Origin of the sequence: Shewanella sp. SP2S2-6, assembly GCF_031931965.1 — a bacterium.
Lineage (GTDB): Bacteria > Pseudomonadota > Gammaproteobacteria > Enterobacterales > Shewanellaceae > Shewanella > Shewanella baltica.
The window spans coordinates 1-15,501 of sequence record NZ_JAUOEQ010000046.1; the positions used below are offsets into that span (position 1 = coordinate 1).

Sequence of the window (15,501 nt, forward strand, 5' to 3'; positions counted from 1 at the left end):
CTCGCTCACGCAACGAACGCAAATGCCCTACGGCAACTCCTAGGGGAGGGTGAACTTCTGTAATCTCGGTGTCGGCTGTTAAACCTAAAAGAGTTATCCTGTCCCATCTTTGTTCTTTAACCACAACACCTTTTAGAAAATTTAATAATGGGTGGCACGTTAAATTTGCGGTTAAACCCAAAAGAGTTATGCCTGTTCCATTTTCCCCTGATGGCTTTTATTCTGAGGTTTGCTTTAGCTTGAGTACAGACTAAAGCTGAATTATCTTATTGTTTTACAATAGATAGCAGGGGTCGTTTTTAATTGTCTAAATAAGGACATTATGGAAATTTCAAAAGCAATTATTCTGCCGCTGTTCTGTGTGTTTGTAGTGCCAGTATTATCGGTTTGGTCTGCGCAGGATGCAGCATGTTCTACACCGGAGGTTTGTTCGATAAAAGTACAGCTGCAAAAAAAACCTGATTATCTACTTCTCAGAGATCTGGCTGAAAAAGGCCCGATGGGACGTGAAGCTGGTTCTGTCGTCGCGGCATTATTGGACCATCCTGATTGGGCTATCAGAGAGAAGGCAGCCAGAGCACTTGGATTTATTGACTATCCAGAGGCAATTCCCTATTTGGGCAAGTTGCTTAATGATCCAGCCAATGCTGTATTAAGTTTGATAGCCGCTGAATCGCTTGGTCGAATCGGAGACCAGCGTGCAATAGACTTTCTTGAGCCAGTTGCAGAATCGCATTGGTTCCCTGCAGTTCGAAATGCTGCGAAAACAGCGATATTCAACATTGAGCATAATCGTCAGTACCCGAAGCAGCACCCGAATGCCAGTTTCGCTGATGTCTTTTTTGATTATTTGATGGTCGAAAATTACAGTACTCCAAGGCCCAAGTTATGTAGCGAATTGGCAGTTCCCTTTGCGAAGAATAATTTGTTCATAAAACGCTATCAAGATACTGAAAACAGTTCTCTGGCAGCTATTTCATATAGGGTTATCAGTCGTGGCTCCAATTCTTTGGAACAGACAAACCCGGACGCTATAGAGCGTTATACGATAGTTTTGGATGCTTCAAATCAGCTGACCCTGCCAGGAGTTCGATACCCACAAGAGCCAAATGTGGCATTAAAAGTCGGTGGCGGATGGTTGGCAGGCCTTAATCTTGGTGAGTGGGGCGGAGAACTGGTTTTTCTTTCAGACTTGGGGACATCTTCGCGCATCTTATCAGAGCCAATCGCGGACATTTTTCAATTGGGTAGCAGGAATATTGCCATTACCGATAGAATTGACGGGTTTGACATCATCTACGAAATAAAGCGCTCTGGCGACAACCAATGGTCGGCAACACCATGGCGGCGATTACCCGATTCTATGTTTGAAGCCAAAATACTTGCAAGCGGTGAGCTAATGGTAAATACGAACGTCGGAAGCCTGCAAATTTCAAGTGATGGCCAGATGCGAATGGCGTCTTGTAAGGCATATTACCCAATCAATGAAGATAAATAAGTGGAGAATTTAACGAGCCATCCATTGTTAAATTTTTATTGTTTTGGACTACTATACCCCGTATAACCATAATGCGCCTTTAGTGAAACCGATAGGAAAAGTCGTTTCGTGATAGGCGCCTTCGATGATGTCGTCTTTCACTTCAAGACTCAAATAGTTGCGCGAACGCAGCTTGGCGACGAACGCATTTTGCAAGCCTACCATGTCATTTTTGCTACCGTTGGCGGGCGTTTCCATCGCGCCAGTCGCAAAATAGATTTTGGCTTTTAAATCAGTATTTTTTGCGGCGAATTGTTTTTCTAGTTCGAAAAGTTAGCGGTCATGGATCCACAGCGACGGGCTCGTCAGAATATAATTTTCAAATAATTGGGGTTTAGTCAGCAGTGCTAAAACGCCAAAAGATCCCCCTAAAGATTGACCTGCAAGTGTTCTGTGGTTGGGCGTTGCTCTGTAATGAGTCTCCACAAATGGGATCACTTCCGACTCAATAAAGGTTAGGTAATTAAGCGCTTCACCCGTTTCAAATTTAACCCAATTTAACGAGCCATCCATTGTGAAATTTGCAGAGTGTATGCTTATAAAAAGGCATACAGATTACTGGAGAGTTGGTTGAATTAAGCATTGGCATTTAAGTGACCGTTGACGGCATGGCCGCTCTTTCACATCCATGTGATCGCGGCATTTGCACTTCCGTATGCAGCAGATGCCGTCGTCTAGCCCTCATGGATACTTCTTGTGAAATAAAAGGGGTGGCGTATCACTGGAATGACAGTGCTTAATCATCAGCTTGATTTACTTCGGCTGTTAAGCTGCAAACAAGCAGCAAAATAGTCTGTCAACCTTTGATAAGATCGAAAGCGAGAAAACGCGGACAGACATATTTCTTTCTGAGTTATTTATAAGGGAGAAATCGAGGACTGGCAAAAAGCAGTTTAGCTTGTCCCATCTTTCTCATTTGCTAATTAACCTGAACTAGGGATAACGAGTGTCGAAAAATCTAAATTTAACAAATTAAATCAATGCTATAAATGATTATTTTGAAACGAAAAATCTATTTTCTGACTGAATGCGCATATCAAGGCGCTCTGTCGTACGCCATAGCGAGCTATGGTTAGACGGAGCAACGCGGAGAGGCCCGAAAAGATGCCTATTCAGCGGCTCTGCTTATCCCGAGCTCAGGTTAATTATGATTGCTGGCGTCTTGGCCAAATGTAGGTGTACTTAGCTACACTTTTTGGAATTTAAGCACTGAAATGGCCATAAAGGTGTAACATTGTACACTTTTTGGTGGCTTATCATTTTCAACAATCCAAAAGTGTAATTCTGTACACTTTTATATTGAATGGGGCTGGTTTTAGGACTAAGGTGTATGAAGTTACACTTTTGGAGATGATGATGGCATCACGGCTAAATCAACAATCCCTCGGCTTGTTAATTAAAGAACGAAGGAAAAGTGCTGCTCTTACTCAAGACGTGGCAGCTATGCTGTGCGGCGTAACCAAAAAAACGCTGATCCGAGTTGAAAAAGGTGAAGATGTTTATATCTCAACCGTATTCAAAATCCTTGATGGTCTGGGGATTGATATCGTTTCGGCTCAAACCAGCGCCACCGAAACTAACGGCTGGTATTAACCCATGAGTACTTCCAAAAAGCTCACGTTAGAGATGCACCTCGGTGATTTAATTATCGGGGAGTTATCCTTTGATGCGACGACCGACACCTTTGCCGTGCATTACACCAAAGACTGGCAACAAAGTGGATTCCCACTATCCCCAACAATTCCCTTAGATGGCACAGGAAGTAGCAGTCAGATATCGATGTTTTTGGTTAACTTATTACCGGAAAACAAAGGATTAGATTATTTAATTGAATCTCTTGGCGTCTCCAAGGGAAATACGTTTGCCTTGATCCGTGCAATTGGTCTCGATACCGCTGGTGCTGTTGCTTTTGTTCCTAAAGGGACTTTGCTGCCTGAAACACAATTACGGCCAATTAAGGCTGAAGAAGTTATTCAGCGAATTGAAGATCCCACAATGTGGCCGATGGAAATTTGGGACGGCAAACCTCGACTGTCGGTTGCGGGTGTGCAACCTAAATTAAACCTGTTTTATAACGGTGAAGAATTTGCATTTGCCGAAGGCGCACTGTCATCTACCCATATTGTTAAATTCGAAAAATATCGCCATTTAGTGCTCAATGAATTTATGACGATGCGCTTAGCCAAGGCGATTGGAATGAATGTGGCTAATGTTGATATCGTTCATTTTGGAGATTACAAAGTACTCTGTGTCGAACGCTTTGACCGACGTTATATGCCAAATGAGCAAAGGGTATTAAGAAGGCATATTGTCGATAGCTGCCAAGCACTTGGTTTTAGTGTTAGCAAAAAATATGAACGTAATTTTGGTTCAGGGCGTGATGTTAAAGATATTCGTGAAGGGGTAAGTTTTAACAGGCTCTTTAGTCTTGCTGTAAAATGTCGCAATCCAGTGGCTGCTAAGCAAGACATGTTGCAATGGGCGCTGTTCAATTTACTAACCGGCAATGCCGATGCACACGGTAAAAACTATTCGTTTTTTATGACGCCAAGCGGAATGGAGCCAACTCCTTGGTACGATTTGGTCAGCGTGGCTATGTATGAGGATTTTGAACAACAGCTTGCTATGGCAATCGATGACGAATTTGATCCAAACAGCATTTACGCGTATCAATTGGCCGCATTTATTGATGGCTTAGGTTTACCAAGAAATTTATTAATCAGTAACTTAACGACAATAGCGCGAAGAATACCGCAGGCAATAGCTGAGGTAGTTTCAATGCTCCCGGCCCTCGATGAGAGTGAAACATCATTTGTGGCTCATTACAAAGCGCAGTTACTGGCGAGATGTGAGCGTTACCTTAGTTTTGCTGACGAGGTCAGGGATGTGGAAGTGTAGCTCTAGCTATATCTTATCACCCAGCGGTAATTTCGTAGGGAAGGGGGCACTCCTGTCACCTTTGCTTTATTTGTTAATCTATAGAGTTGGGCATATCCCATAATTCTTGATTGCTTTTAAAGGCAAAATCAAAGTCGTGGGGCTTCCCCCCCCTGATTTTTAATTAAGAGTCGACCAAAAGGGGAAAAGCGCCTGTTCCCCTTTTGGAAATCCCTCGGCGTCCCTAGCGAAGTTACATGCATTGACTCTCTATTTATAAAGCAGGGCTTCGTGCTAATTCGAAAATCGCTAATGCTTCCGAAGGCAACGCAGACGTCCTGTCTGCGTCACACGCCATTCTTTCAATAAAGAGTCTTCAACGCCCCGCGGCAACTTCGCAGGGGAGGGTGAACTTCTGTAGTCTCGTTGTCTGTTGTTAGATCCAAAAGAGTTATGCCTGCCCCATCTTTGTCGCAGGTATTTTTTAAACATGTTATTCCCCTTGGGATGCATTGCCTCACGGCAGAATTGAGCGCCTCACGGCGGGTTAAAGTGCCCACGCTTCACAGCGTTGGCGGGCTTGCGGTTTATAGGTATACGGGGATTTTAGACGGGAGAAAAGCGTACTCGTTAACAGGTACTTCATTATTTGTTAAGTTTGGTCAGCTCCATGATTTTTGATATTAATTCAACTGATTTATTTAAATCTGTTGCAGGCTCTTTATTTTTTTCAGTTATGTTAAATGCAGAGTTAGAGCTGAAATTCCAATTCTCAAATACAGATTTAACTTCGGCTTGTTCCAATCTATCACCGTATATATTTAAAAACATTTCACCAAATCTTATTGCATGTTCCCTGTCCACTCTTATTAATGCTTCATGAATATAAGCCTTGCTGACGGAATAGGCATAGTTAGAAAATGCACACGCTAGGGAGATAACAATTAAAACCTTTATTGACAATAATGAATAAACTACCCAGTCGAGTTTATATCCGGAATAAAGAAGATAGTAAGTTGCACATGCCGCTGACAACAAAGATACAAAAATTGCAGAGGAAAAAGCTATAAATCCATAAAGCTTCCAATTATCTGCTTTAGAGTTAAACACCCTTCGGTTAGCCTTAAGGGAATTAATGGCAGAGTTAACATATTCTGATAAGTTTTTATCAATTTTTTCGGAGAGTTCTTTCTGTAGTTTTGCTTTAAAATCTTCCTGTAGCTTCACATTTTCAATTTGAAGCTTCATATTTTCATCTTTTAGCTCAAAATATTTATTACTTAAATCATAGTCCCTATTATTATGTGACAACCTTTCATAGATTAATTTCTTGATATTATTAACCATCTGATTTTCTGAATTAAAATTATTGAGGTTGCTGCTTAGTTTTTTTATGAATGTTGATGGGAGATTACTAAGAATTACGTCAGTGTATTTAGCTGGCAATAAACTAAAAAGCTCTACGATTTCTTGTATTTCAAGAGCAGGAATAAATTGAACCAGATCTGCAATTGGTGTAGAAATGATCAAATTAATCAGTTCAGCTTGATCACCCTCTGCTAAAGCCGATGTAAGATTATTAATGAATTTAAATTCGGGATTTATTGTTTCTGCCATATTACTCATCCTTGTAGCGGTTAAAGAATAAATTTCATAAAATTTATCAATTAGTAAGCTGTAGTCTACCTATTAGTCATTATTTTCTCTACAGATTTTGAATTTATGCACCACTTCACTACCTGATTGGTGTTCATATCTTCGCGGCACTAGCTTTGTTAACACGCTTGGACTGATATCCATTTCAATTTAATGGGCCACCCATTGTTAAATTTTATAAAAGGGATGGTGGGTATAATTCTGTTTGCTTTGCATGACTCGCAAGCAACACCAAATATAAAAGAGATACACCTTCCCCGGCGAAGTTGTCGAAATACGCAGATAGCTCTTAGTTGTTTGAGTGGGGCCGTGGCGACATCATGGATGATGGCGCAGGCTCGGGGAAAGTGATGTCCCATCTGAGCCGTTAGGCCGCAAATAAGCATCGAAATCTAATAATCCTATGTTATGTTTTTGCTGGGCCGTGTTTTTGGCGGCGGTTCAATAAGTCTAATCACTCGCTTAATCACATAGCTTAATTACATAACAAAAAGGGTGCATCGATGAACGATGAGCAATACGAGAAGGGGCTTGAGGTGCGTCGTGCTGTGATGGGCGATAGCTATGTGGATAAGGCGCTCAGTAGTGCGACGGATTTTACCCAGCCGCTGCAAGATTTAGTTACTGTGAGATTTAGTTACTTTGAGGTTTAGTGGTTTTAACATTCGCTAGGGGAGCTGAGTTACGCGCATTCCCCTAGCGCATGATGGCTACAAACTTGAACAGTCTGCGCTTATTTTTGTAGCTGGGCTTTTGCGGCTTCTACTTTTGAGAAATCCAAACCGAGTTCGAGCACGGCTTCTTTGATCAAGGCCGGTTTTTGCATCACTAGCCCCAGCAGTTGTTGTAGTTTTTCGGCTGGGATGCCTAATTGACCGAGCGTGCCCATCGCCATTAATGGATTTTCGGTTAATGTTTGAAACAGTTCTTGGATTTTAGCGTCACTGACCTTGTGTTCTTTTAAGATGGCAATAATGGGATTCATTGCATTACCTTGTTGATATGAAAGTTAAACAGGTGCCGATTTTATCACAGTTCTGCCAGAGTGGTTGCCTCACTCATGCTGTACCCGTTGGATTTTGCCACGCTTTGCCTATGCCATTAAGCGCATTAGATTTTATCCCCAATAAGCTTTACTCTGGTGACGTATTCCCCCAAATCTGCCAATAAAAACCTGAGCGACTGTCGTGCATCGTGAGCCGTTGCATTGGATATTGTCGCTCTAGATATTTTGGCCGTGGATATTTGTCGCTCTAGATATTTTGGCCGTGGATATTTGTTGCATTAGATAGTGCGGAGCTGCGCCATGCCGCTTTTATCATCCCTTAAAAATAGAAAGGAACTGTGGTTATGCTTGATGTTGTCGCGAACCAAGACAAAAGTATTGTGGTTAAACAGTTGCGATATGGGCGTGATAATGAGGTGCTGGTCGTCGATGAGTGGCAACTGCATCCCGCTGAACATTGGGCGATTTTCGCGACCGACAGCTATTGTGGTTCCTTGCTCGGGCGAATATTAACCGGTGATATTCAGCCCGATGAAGGGACGATTGCTGGCCTGCCGCAACGTATCGGCTGGGTGTCACTTGGGTTGCAACAAGCATTGCTGGAGCGCGAGTTAGAAAAAGACGAATTGGATTACGGTTCGAGTGTCGAATCCTTAGTGTTGGAATGCTGCCAAGATGCCGTACAACTCGCGCCATTATTACAAAAGGTTGGGCTTGAGCCGCTGCGTCTGCGTGGTTTTCGGCAGTTATCTACGGGCGAAACGCGCCGAGTCATGCTGGCGCGTGCGCTGGCAATGTTACCGCAATTACTGATCTTAGATGACCCTTATGCAGGCCTCGATGTTGAACATCAGGCGAGTTTATCTGAGCTGCTGAATGAAGTGGCCGAGCATACTCAGTTGCTGATCATTACCTCACGCCAAGAAGAATTGCCGCCGTGTATCAGCCATGTGGCGCTGTTTAATGGCGAGATGCTGAAATCGGGGCAGAGTGTGCACAAACTCAGCCCGTCGATGTCGATTGAGCAATGGCACAATCATCCTGTGATGGCGCAGTTGAATGCGTTATCGGCACAGCGTAGTGATGAACTCTTGGCCTTGATGGAGCGGCAAAGGCACAACGCCGAGGCGTTTGATCCTCTGGTCGAGATTAAAAATGGCAAAGTGGAATACGTCAGTGGGCTGATTTTCAGCGGCGTGAATTGGCGCATTGAAGCGGGGCAACATTGGCAAGTTCGTGGCCCAAATGGTTGCGGTAAAAGCACTTTGCTGGGGCTGATTTTAGGCGACCATCCCCAATGCTATAGCAACGACATTACGCTCTTTGGCCGTCCTCGCGGAAGTGGCGAGAGTATTTGGCAAATTAAACAACGGATTGGCATAGTATCGTCGGCGCTGCACTTGCAATATCGCGTCAGTTGCTCGGCATTAGATGTGCTGCTTTCGGGCTTTTTTGACTCTATTGGCCTGTACCAGAAACCCACTAAACCTCAGCTAGATTTGGCGAAGGAATGGTTGGCGATTTTGCACATGACAGGGTTGGCGAGCACCAGCTTTAAGAAGCTCGATTATGGTCAGCAGCGGTTATTACTAATAGGTCGCGCCTTGATTAAACAGCCACTGTTGCTGATTTTAGATGAGCCGTATCAGGGCTTAGATTTTATCAATCGTACCTTAGTGATGCGGGCGCTGGAGATGATAGCCGAGCATCATCTGAGCCAATTGCTGTACGTGTCGCACCATAGGGAAGATGCCTTACCTGCGATTAAAAACTTTGTCGATTTTATCAAGCAAGATGACGGCTATTCGGTACAGGTAAACTACTGTGAGTCTGAGGATTAAACCCGTTTAAATCAGTAAATGCCACCTATCACAGCAGCTTAACGGCTGCTTATTTGTTTGCAGAGTTTGTCATTATCCCTCGGCACTCCAATGCAGGTTAAGATTAACCTTAATGGGCGCTAGCCATTGAGTGTGTTAGTCACGCCAGGCAGCAGTTCTGTTAATTAGTCATGCTTGATATAGGTAACTGTGAGCCGTCTTACAGTTTTTAATGTCGTTGGCGCGAATAATAGTTTCTGGCCTAGGCCAGAAACTCGTGACAGTTTTATGGTTCATCTACTGAACTTATTCATCAAGTCAGTTATCACGCTTGAGAATCCAAAGCTATGGACTTCCTTAGCGAAATGAGCCTTAGATGAGCTTTAGTTGAGCCCGAGTGTTACTCGTAGTACCGAAGATGTGCACTAAGACCTAAAACCCGATTTCAAGACATATAAGACGACTTAAAGATAAAACATTTATGCCAAGACCCAAAAAATGCCGTCAATTATCGAGCTGTGTGCCCTGTAGCCTATTTAAGCCTAATGGGATCCCTGCGGTTAAATTAACTCATATTCAATTAGAGGCCGATGAGTTTGAGGCCCTCGAACTGGGTGACGTCAAAAGATTAAGCCAGATCGAAGCCGCGGCCTTGATGGGGATCTCTCGGCAAACCTTTGGATACCTTCTCGCCAATGCCCGTAAAAAGGTGGCGACGGCTATCACTCAAGGTCAAGCCTTGAGGCTGCCAACCCAAACAGACAAGGATTTATCATGATTATTGCCATGCCGATGAGCCGCGAACGCCTCGCCAGTCACTTTACGAAAGGCCTACAAATTGGCTTTTATAACGAACAGCTTCAGCTAATTAAGCTGGTCGATAACCCGGCAATTGAGGGTGACTGTAGTGCTAAAAAAGCCTTATTAGAGCTGATTATTCAACAAGGCACCGACATTGTACTTGTGCAGAATATCGGTGAGCGCATGTTAGGAAAGTTGCTCGATGCGGGGATTAGCGTGAGTAAAGGCAGTGCCAGTCAAACAGTGGCGACTTTGCTGGCACAAACAGCGGATTTGAATCTTAGATTGACGGATGCATCCCAAGGCCGCGCTTCACTCAAACATGCAGCCAAGGGCGGATGTTGTCATTCTACAGGTGACGGCTGTGGTTGCAGCGGTAAAGCTAAAGCAGCACTTAGCTCAACACGTCTTATAAGCACGCCAGTAGTACAGGTTAAGCTCGATAAGTCAGTGCATTACGCTGGGTTTAGGCCGCTGGTAAACAAATAATATCATCGTTTAATTTGAATTATTCCGCCACAGTTAAAGCGTAGGGGCGGGCAAGCGCCCCTCGAATATCCGCTAATGAAAACACCTTGGAAAACCGTCCAAAGGTTTTGCCATAAAACACACATTCCACCACAGGTAAGGCAAATACATTGTGGCTCGCCGCTATCTCACCTTGGGCTTGGCAATCAATATAGGCCATCCGCATCAGCGGGAACGCTTGCGCCAACATCTCTGCAATTCTCGGTTTGAGCGTTTGGCACACACCGCAGTCCGGCGCGCCAAATAACAACAGCACCGCAGCATGCTCGGTTAACATGGACTCAAGCATCTCTGGTGAGTCAATTTGCGTGATGATATCAGTGTGCATGCGTTGCCATTTAGAAGTTGCTATGGGTATGAATTAATGGGTGTCGTATCGCTAACTGCACCACTGACGCTCGCAGGGAATGCCATCACCGTCACCATCCATTTGAGTATTGGGGCAATGTTGGATATAGAATGTCGCTTCAGCACAGGAACTCATGTGGCTGCAATGGGTTTTACCCGCTTCACATTGGAATCTTGGCGTTGCAGGTGTTTGAGTTCTCACTTTAGTTTCGTACATGGGCATTCTCTGAATGTCCTCATTCGTGAGGACTGGTACTTCATCGATTGCAGGAGCTTCATTAAATTCTTGGTATTGTTTAAAGCCAAAGATAACTATGGCAACGATTATTAGCAGCGGGATTATCGTATTAAATGAAGATTTTCGTGGGCTATGGTAATGGGCTTTGTCTTTGTTATTGAAGTTGAAGTTTTCATTGCGTGATTGGACATGAGAGTGGGAGCGCGGTGTTGCACTTGCTGCAATAACAGCGACGCCTTCAATTGAGGCGATAACCGCTTTTCTCTTGCCGTCATTTTGCACTTCCGTTTGATACAGAATGCTGTCGCCCACTATGGGTTTTCTCGCCATCTTTTTCAGCACCGAAATGTGAATAAACACATCTTGGGCTGCATTTTTTTCAGGCTGAATAAAGCCAAATCCCTTTTCATCGTTCCAGCGTACCAGCACGCCTCTATCCATGAGCATTTTCTATGTCCTTAATGGTTAGTGAGTGAAGAAGTAAATGATCATGGAGATGACAATTATTATGTTGGATATTAAAGAAATTAAAACGATGACTTTAGCGAGAATTGACCAATACTTTTTTCCTTGGAAAAAATTGGCTGCTTTCCAGACGCAAATACATGCAAAGATTAGATATGATGAATTCAATATATTAAGCGCAATAAGCGTATTGATATCTTCTATAGCATTTAAAACGATATTAAAAAGTATGCTTACAGCAAAATAAACGCCCCAAAAGGTGTCAACTAAGCCAAATTTACCTGTGATAAGACGCTTGAACACGCCTTCCTCAGAGTCTATTAACGTTTTTGATTGATTCACTTTATACCTTTTTATTTATTTCTAATCTGTTGAATACAGCGATTAACAAGTTCATCGCGTTAGATAGTTTTTGAGTAAATATGAAATAATTTTTAATGGATGAGAAGGAAGGCAGAGGTCCTGTATTTTTCTCATTAATATCCTGTTGAATATCGATGAGGTTTCATCCGTGAGTACATAGATCATTAGATTTGATTTTTAACGATCGATAACTAAGTTACTAAAAAGTATTATTTTTTGCAAACTGCATCATCTTAAAAGTACTTCAGTTGTTGTTCTTTTGTTTTTCCATTTACTTAAGCGTACAAAAAAACAGCATTATAGCTTGCAATCTTACTGTGTGATGCATAGTATTTGCTGTGTGGCGCACAGTGTGTGTGACACAGTGTTCAGGATAGGAATTCGACTATGACAAGTTCACAGCTAGTCAAAATGCGACTCGAGTTGCGCCGTGGGGTATTAGTGTTGGCAGTACTGGGATTATTAAAACAAGCCCATTACGGTTATTCGCTCCGCAAACAGTTGCAGGAAGGCGGTATCGATATTGACGAAGGGACTCTGTATCCCTTAGTGCGCCGCCTAGCCGATCAAGGATTGTTGGATAGTGAGTGGCGACAGGCCGAAGGGCGTGAGCGTCGTTATTACCAATTGTCGTCATTGGGGGCTGAGTTGCTCAGTCAACTTACCGATGAATGGCAGCAACTTAATGGCGCCTTGGCTTTTTTACTGGAGCAAAGCGCTGACACTAATAGCTCTGATATTAACCGCTCAGACGAGAGTGCAGAGGAGATTTGATATGGAATTAGTCGATCGCTATATCGCCGCGGTGCAGCGAGAATTGCCCGAGAACAAACGTCAGGAAATTGGCCGTGAATTAAAAGCCAATATCTGCGACCAATTGGATGCCTTATCTGAACAAGGTGAATTGAGTGAATCGCAAATTGCCGCGGTATTAAAGCAAATGGGTCATCCCTGTAAGGTCGCGCAGCAATTTGTACCATCTATGCCTATTATTGCCTCTGAGGATATTCCGCTGTTTAAACATACACTTTTCATGGTGTTGGGTGTCTTGTTTGTGTTGCAAGTGGTGGGCGGTACGACGCAATGGTTGGGCTCAACAGAGGGAAATCTATTCAGATTTATCCAGCATATCGTTAGTGGTTTTATCGGCGATGCCTGTCTAGCTATTACTGCAATTGGCTTGTCTTTTTGGAGCTTTTCGGCTCAAGGAAAACCGCTATCCGGCAGTAATTGCCAAAAATGGCAGCCGCAGAATTTGCCAAAGGTCGGCCCTGGTTGGCAGCATATTAGTTTAAGTGATGTGTTTGCCGATCTGGCGACGTATCTCTTCCTCTTGCTCGTGATCTGGTGTTCTGTGTGGATGAGTAGCGAGCAATTAGCCGCCCGCACTGTAATTTTTAGCGCCAATGCTCAGCAATTACTGCAATGGTTTAGCCCTATTATTTTGCTGTCTATGGGCAATAGTCTGTGGCAGTTACGCCGCAGAGTGTGGACCACTGAATTGTTACTGGCGAATATGGGGATCAATCTTGCTTATGCCTTGTTCTTAGTCTTTCTGGCATTTAGTTCGCCGTTACTACAAAACCAAGTACTAGACCAAGGACCTGAATTACAGGGGAGGTTTACACTACTGCAGTTAGATCAATGGCTCAGTTATAGTCTAGTGATTGCCGCTATGTTCCCTGGGTATGAGGTGATTCGTGATGGATTACGTTGGCGTAAACTCGCCAGCCAGTGAGGCTTAACCTAGGCTTTGCAGGTGAGTCTTATTGGTTTTTTTCATCGAATACATGGCCTGATCAGCATGATTGATCAGGCTTTTTGCATCTGTGCCGTTTTCTGGATAAATCGCCAAACCTACGCTGACACCGATATGGATTTGATGACCATTGATAGTGTAAGGCGCGCAAATAGCTTGGCTTATCTGAGGGATCAGTTGGCCGATTCTGTGGGTATTGGCAAGGTGTTCTAGTAGGATCACAAACTCATCGCCGCCTAGGCGAGTGGTGGTATCCATTTGCCGAGTGCTTGAGCGTAGCCGCATCGCAACTTCTTGCAGTAATTTGTCGCCCACATCATGACCAAACGAATCATTCACTGGCTTAAAATTATCTAAGTCTAAAAATAACACGGCAAAGATGCTTCCTGTTCGTTGTGCATGCACTATGGCTTGTTCGAGTTTAGTGTGAAATAACACGCGATTAGGCAGATTCGTCAGGGCGTCGTGGTGGGCGATATGACGCAGATATTCTTCCTCTGCCTTACGTTCGGCAATGTCGGTAATCACAATGACAAAATGAGTCAGACGGTTATGTTCATTGCGCACTGTATTGATGCGCACACTGAGTGGCAGTAAGTCGCCCGATTTAACTTGTTTGAGTAATTCACCCTGCCATTGCTCGCCCTGCTGCAACAGATTTCGCATGGCTTGGCGGGCGTCATCACCATTGTGCCCGTCATTGAGGAAGTGACTAGCATCGCCGTGCAAATCCTGTTGGGTAAAGCCAGTAACATGGGTAAAGGCTTGATTGATAGAGATAATGCTTAGCAGGGGATCCGTTATCATTATGCCGTCTGTGCTGGCATTAAAAACGGTTGCCGCGAGTCTGAGTTTATCTTCGGCCTGCTTACTGGCGGTGAGGTCCATAAAGTAGGCTACGCCTTCATGTTTGCTGCCATTCAAAAAGCTCGCCGCTAGCATCACTGGCACTAAGACGCCATTCTTGCTGATAAGTTGTTTTTCATATTGCTGGCAGCGGCCAAACTGTTCTAACTCTGCAATCGCAATGGCATCACGTGTTTCATATTCAGGCGGGGTAATTGAGCGCCAGTTGATTAAGCCTGAAGTTAAATCCGCACGGTCAAAATTGAGCATCTGGAGAAAATGATCATTGGCATCATGTATGGTGCCATCGAGTTGCCATGAAATGATCCCGATAGTGTCGGAGTTTTTCAGGCTAGTGAAGCGAGATTCGCTGATCAGTAACTGCCGTTCAGACTTGGCTATATTACGAATGATCTGCCGACTGGCGAAGATCCCAATACTGATAAACAGCAGTAGGGCGCCAAGGCTAATTAACTAGGTCATTTGTTTGACCCAGCGTGCGCCTTCACTGAGCACTGCTGAAAATTCAATTTCTAGGCTAAGCAATTCTTCATTGGCATCAATCAATTGCTGGCGGTATTGCGCGAGGATTTCGGGCCTGCCACCCAGTTGATTGATTTCAATACGCATATTCTCAGCGAGTTGCATTACAAACTCGAAGCGTTGATCCGCTAAGCCCCACAGCTGAATTGCTTGCCGCATATAGGCATTGGATTGAAAGTGACGGAAGAACCAGATCAGTGAGTCGGTATCCCGTTCGTCATTGAGGCCCTGAATAAAACCCTGTTTGGCGGCCTGTTCATCGATTGGCGTTGCGAGTAAGGCTTGCCTAGCTTGATGATCACCTTCCATGACGCTCGTCGCTGCACGATAACGCTGAAAGTCCACATCATTTTGGGTGTAAGAGTAATGGGTGAGATAAAGTACCGCATCTTTTTGCGCCTTGGCCCACAAGCCTTCACCGCGGACATAGGTGCGTACACCATCAAATATATTGCCTTGAATATACACAAGTGCGACGAGCGCGATGCAGATCCCTACGAACATGCTGATGATTAATAAAACCTTAGCAACGGTTGAACGAGTTCGTTGCCGTAACCTAGCGAAGGTGCGTGCGAACTGAGTCCCCATCCTTATGCTCCACGGCCAGCACAGCAATACCACTTCTGAGTGGGCAGCTTAGGGAGAAGGGGTAAATCGATTTGTCTGCAATTTTTGAGGACTATTTTGCTATTCATCTGTTCCTTAGGTTGATTG

At 44.1% G+C, this 15,501-nt stretch carries 16 protein-coding genes and 2 pseudogenes; 10 read left to right on the forward strand and 8 right to left on the reverse strand.

The features are described from left to right. A partial coding sequence (locus Q4Q57_RS20060; protein WP_311891838.1) for a hypothetical protein occupies positions 1-181 on the reverse strand: 181 nt, incomplete at its 3' end. 141 nt (positions 182-322) lie between these two features. Between Q4Q57_RS20060 and Q4Q57_RS20065 the strand changes: the two genes are divergently transcribed. Then, a complete protein-coding gene (locus Q4Q57_RS20065; protein ID WP_006086111.1) occupies positions 323-1,498 on the forward strand; it encodes a HEAT repeat domain-containing protein in 1,176 nt (391 codons plus the stop codon). A 51-nt stretch (positions 1,499-1,549) separates the two neighbouring features. Here Q4Q57_RS20065 and Q4Q57_RS20070 read toward each other — a convergent pair whose 3' ends face one another. Together Q4Q57_RS20070 and Q4Q57_RS20075 are read right to left on the reverse strand one after the other, a co-directional pair. Next, positions 1,550-1,735, reverse strand: coding sequence for a hypothetical protein (locus tag Q4Q57_RS20070; protein ID WP_006086110.1), 186 nt, complete (start codon positions 1,733-1,735; stop codon positions 1,550-1,552). A 75-nt stretch (positions 1,736-1,810) separates the two neighbouring features. Then, positions 1,811-2,050 carry an alpha/beta hydrolase-fold protein gene (locus Q4Q57_RS20075; protein WP_006086109.1) on the reverse strand — a complete coding sequence of 80 codons (240 nt, stop codon included), beginning with the start codon at positions 2,048-2,050 and terminating at the stop codon, positions 1,811-1,813. Between the two features lie 843 nt (positions 2,051-2,893). Between Q4Q57_RS20075 and hipB the strand changes: the two genes are divergently transcribed. Together hipB and Q4Q57_RS20085 are read left to right on the forward strand one after the other, a co-directional pair. Next, positions 2,894-3,130, forward strand: coding sequence for a type II toxin-antitoxin system antitoxin HipB (gene hipB / locus Q4Q57_RS20080; protein ID WP_311891839.1), 237 nt, complete (start codon positions 2,894-2,896; stop codon positions 3,128-3,130). A gap of 3 nt (positions 3,131-3,133) precedes the next feature. After that, positions 3,134-4,435 carry a HipA domain-containing protein gene (locus Q4Q57_RS20085; RefSeq protein ID WP_311891840.1) on the forward strand — a complete coding sequence of 434 codons (1,302 nt, stop codon included), beginning with the start codon at positions 3,134-3,136 and terminating at the stop codon, positions 4,433-4,435. 624 nt (positions 4,436-5,059) lie between these two features. Here the strand turns inward: Q4Q57_RS20085 and Q4Q57_RS20090 are convergent. After that, on the reverse strand, positions 5,060-6,031 hold the full coding sequence (locus Q4Q57_RS20090; protein WP_006083104.1) for a hypothetical protein: 972 nt from the start codon (positions 6,029-6,031) through the stop codon (positions 5,060-5,062). A 542-nt stretch (positions 6,032-6,573) separates the two neighbouring features. Here Q4Q57_RS20090 and Q4Q57_RS20095 point away from each other — a divergent pair. Then, a pseudogene (locus Q4Q57_RS20095) lies at positions 6,574-6,696 on the forward strand (4-carboxymuconolactone decarboxylase); the annotation flags it as partial. 107 nt (positions 6,697-6,803) lie between these two features. On the opposite strand, the gene Q4Q57_RS20100 reads toward Q4Q57_RS20095, so the two are convergent. Further along, positions 6,804-7,055, reverse strand: coding sequence for a DUF2999 domain-containing protein (locus Q4Q57_RS20100; RefSeq protein WP_259541713.1), 252 nt, complete (start codon positions 7,053-7,055; stop codon positions 6,804-6,806). A 365-nt stretch (positions 7,056-7,420) separates the two neighbouring features. Between Q4Q57_RS20100 and Q4Q57_RS20105 the strand changes: the two genes are divergently transcribed. From Q4Q57_RS20105 to Q4Q57_RS20115, 3 genes are all read left to right on the forward strand, one after another. Continuing rightward, a complete protein-coding gene (locus tag Q4Q57_RS20105) occupies positions 7,421-8,917 on the forward strand; it encodes an ATP-binding cassette domain-containing protein (protein ID WP_311891841.1) in 1,497 nt (498 codons plus the stop codon). Positions 8,918-9,377: 460 nt separating this feature from the next. Further along, positions 9,378-9,674 carry a DUF134 domain-containing protein gene (locus Q4Q57_RS20110; RefSeq protein WP_012088215.1) on the forward strand — a complete coding sequence of 99 codons (297 nt, stop codon included), beginning with the start codon at positions 9,378-9,380 and terminating at the stop codon, positions 9,672-9,674. Then, a complete protein-coding gene (locus Q4Q57_RS20115) occupies positions 9,671-10,186 on the forward strand; it encodes a NifB/NifX family molybdenum-iron cluster-binding protein (protein WP_311891842.1) in 516 nt (171 codons plus the stop codon). Before Q4Q57_RS20110 ends, Q4Q57_RS20115 begins: the two co-directional genes overlap by 4 nt. Before the next feature lie 19 nt (positions 10,187-10,205). Here the strand turns inward: Q4Q57_RS20115 and Q4Q57_RS20120 are convergent, their stop codons facing one another. Next, on the reverse strand, positions 10,206-10,553 hold the full coding sequence (locus Q4Q57_RS20120) for a thioredoxin family protein (protein ID WP_311891843.1): 348 nt from the start codon (positions 10,551-10,553) through the stop codon (positions 10,206-10,208). A 51-nt stretch (positions 10,554-10,604) separates the two neighbouring features. Continuing rightward, positions 10,605-11,258 (reverse strand): excalibur calcium-binding domain-containing protein, encoded by a 654-nt coding sequence (locus tag Q4Q57_RS20125; protein ID WP_263198425.1) that lies wholly within the window; start codon positions 11,256-11,258, stop codon positions 10,605-10,607. A 43-nt stretch (positions 11,259-11,301) separates the two neighbouring features. Here Q4Q57_RS20125 and Q4Q57_RS20130 point away from each other — a divergent pair, with 43 nt between their 5' ends. The 3 genes from Q4Q57_RS20130 to Q4Q57_RS20140 all read left to right on the forward strand — a co-directional run bounded on the left by Q4Q57_RS20130 (position 11,302) and on the right by Q4Q57_RS20140 (position 13,377). Continuing rightward, positions 11,302-11,523 carry a hypothetical protein gene (locus tag Q4Q57_RS20130; protein WP_311891844.1) on the forward strand — a complete coding sequence of 74 codons (222 nt, stop codon included), beginning with the start codon at positions 11,302-11,304 and terminating at the stop codon, positions 11,521-11,523. Positions 11,524-12,026: 503 nt separating this feature from the next. Continuing rightward, a complete protein-coding gene (locus Q4Q57_RS20135) occupies positions 12,027-12,413 on the forward strand; it encodes a PadR family transcriptional regulator (RefSeq protein WP_311891845.1) in 387 nt (128 codons plus the stop codon). A 1-nt stretch (position 12,414) separates the two neighbouring features. Beyond that, on the forward strand, positions 12,415-13,377 hold the full coding sequence (locus tag Q4Q57_RS20140) for a hypothetical protein (RefSeq protein ID WP_006083093.1): 963 nt from the start codon (positions 12,415-12,417) through the stop codon (positions 13,375-13,377). A 3-nt stretch (positions 13,378-13,380) separates the two neighbouring features. Here the strand turns inward: Q4Q57_RS20140 and Q4Q57_RS20145 are convergent. Continuing rightward, positions 13,381-15,375: pseudogene (locus Q4Q57_RS20145) on the reverse strand (diguanylate cyclase domain-containing protein). Positions 15,376-15,501 lie beyond the last annotated feature (126 nt).

Coding starts and splice junctions, on each gene's coding strand:
- Q4Q57_RS20065 (WP_006086111.1), top strand. CDS start 323: ATGGAAATTTCAAAAGCAATTATTCTGCCGCTGTTCTGTGTGTTTGTA.
- Q4Q57_RS20070 (WP_006086110.1), bottom strand. CDS start 1,735: ATGGAAACGCCCGCCAACGGTAGCAAAAATGACATGGTAGGCTTGCAA.
- Q4Q57_RS20075 (WP_006086109.1), bottom strand. CDS start 2,050: ATGGATGGCTCGTTAAATTGGGTTAAATTTGAAACGGGTGAAGCGCTT.
- hipB (WP_311891839.1), top strand. CDS start 2,894: ATGGCATCACGGCTAAATCAACAATCCCTCGGCTTGTTAATTAAAGAA.
- Q4Q57_RS20085 (WP_311891840.1), top strand. CDS start 3,134: ATGAGTACTTCCAAAAAGCTCACGTTAGAGATGCACCTCGGTGATTTA.
- Q4Q57_RS20090 (WP_006083104.1), bottom strand. CDS start 6,031: ATGGCAGAAACAATAAATCCCGAATTTAAATTCATTAATAATCTTACA.
- Q4Q57_RS20100 (WP_259541713.1), bottom strand. CDS start 7,055: ATGAATCCCATTATTGCCATCTTAAAAGAACACAAGGTCAGTGACGCT.
- Q4Q57_RS20105 (WP_311891841.1), top strand. CDS start 7,421: ATGCTTGATGTTGTCGCGAACCAAGACAAAAGTATTGTGGTTAAACAG.
- Q4Q57_RS20110 (WP_012088215.1), top strand. CDS start 9,378: ATGCCAAGACCCAAAAAATGCCGTCAATTATCGAGCTGTGTGCCCTGT.
- Q4Q57_RS20115 (WP_311891842.1), top strand. CDS start 9,671: ATGATTATTGCCATGCCGATGAGCCGCGAACGCCTCGCCAGTCACTTT.
- Q4Q57_RS20120 (WP_311891843.1), bottom strand. CDS start 10,553: ATGCACACTGATATCATCACGCAAATTGACTCACCAGAGATGCTTGAG.
- Q4Q57_RS20125 (WP_263198425.1), bottom strand. CDS start 11,258: ATGCTCATGGATAGAGGCGTGCTGGTACGCTGGAACGATGAAAAGGGA.
- Q4Q57_RS20130 (WP_311891844.1), top strand. CDS start 11,302: ATGGAGATGACAATTATTATGTTGGATATTAAAGAAATTAAAACGATG.
- Q4Q57_RS20135 (WP_311891845.1), top strand. CDS start 12,027: ATGACAAGTTCACAGCTAGTCAAAATGCGACTCGAGTTGCGCCGTGGG.
- Q4Q57_RS20140 (WP_006083093.1), top strand. CDS start 12,415: ATGGAATTAGTCGATCGCTATATCGCCGCGGTGCAGCGAGAATTGCCC.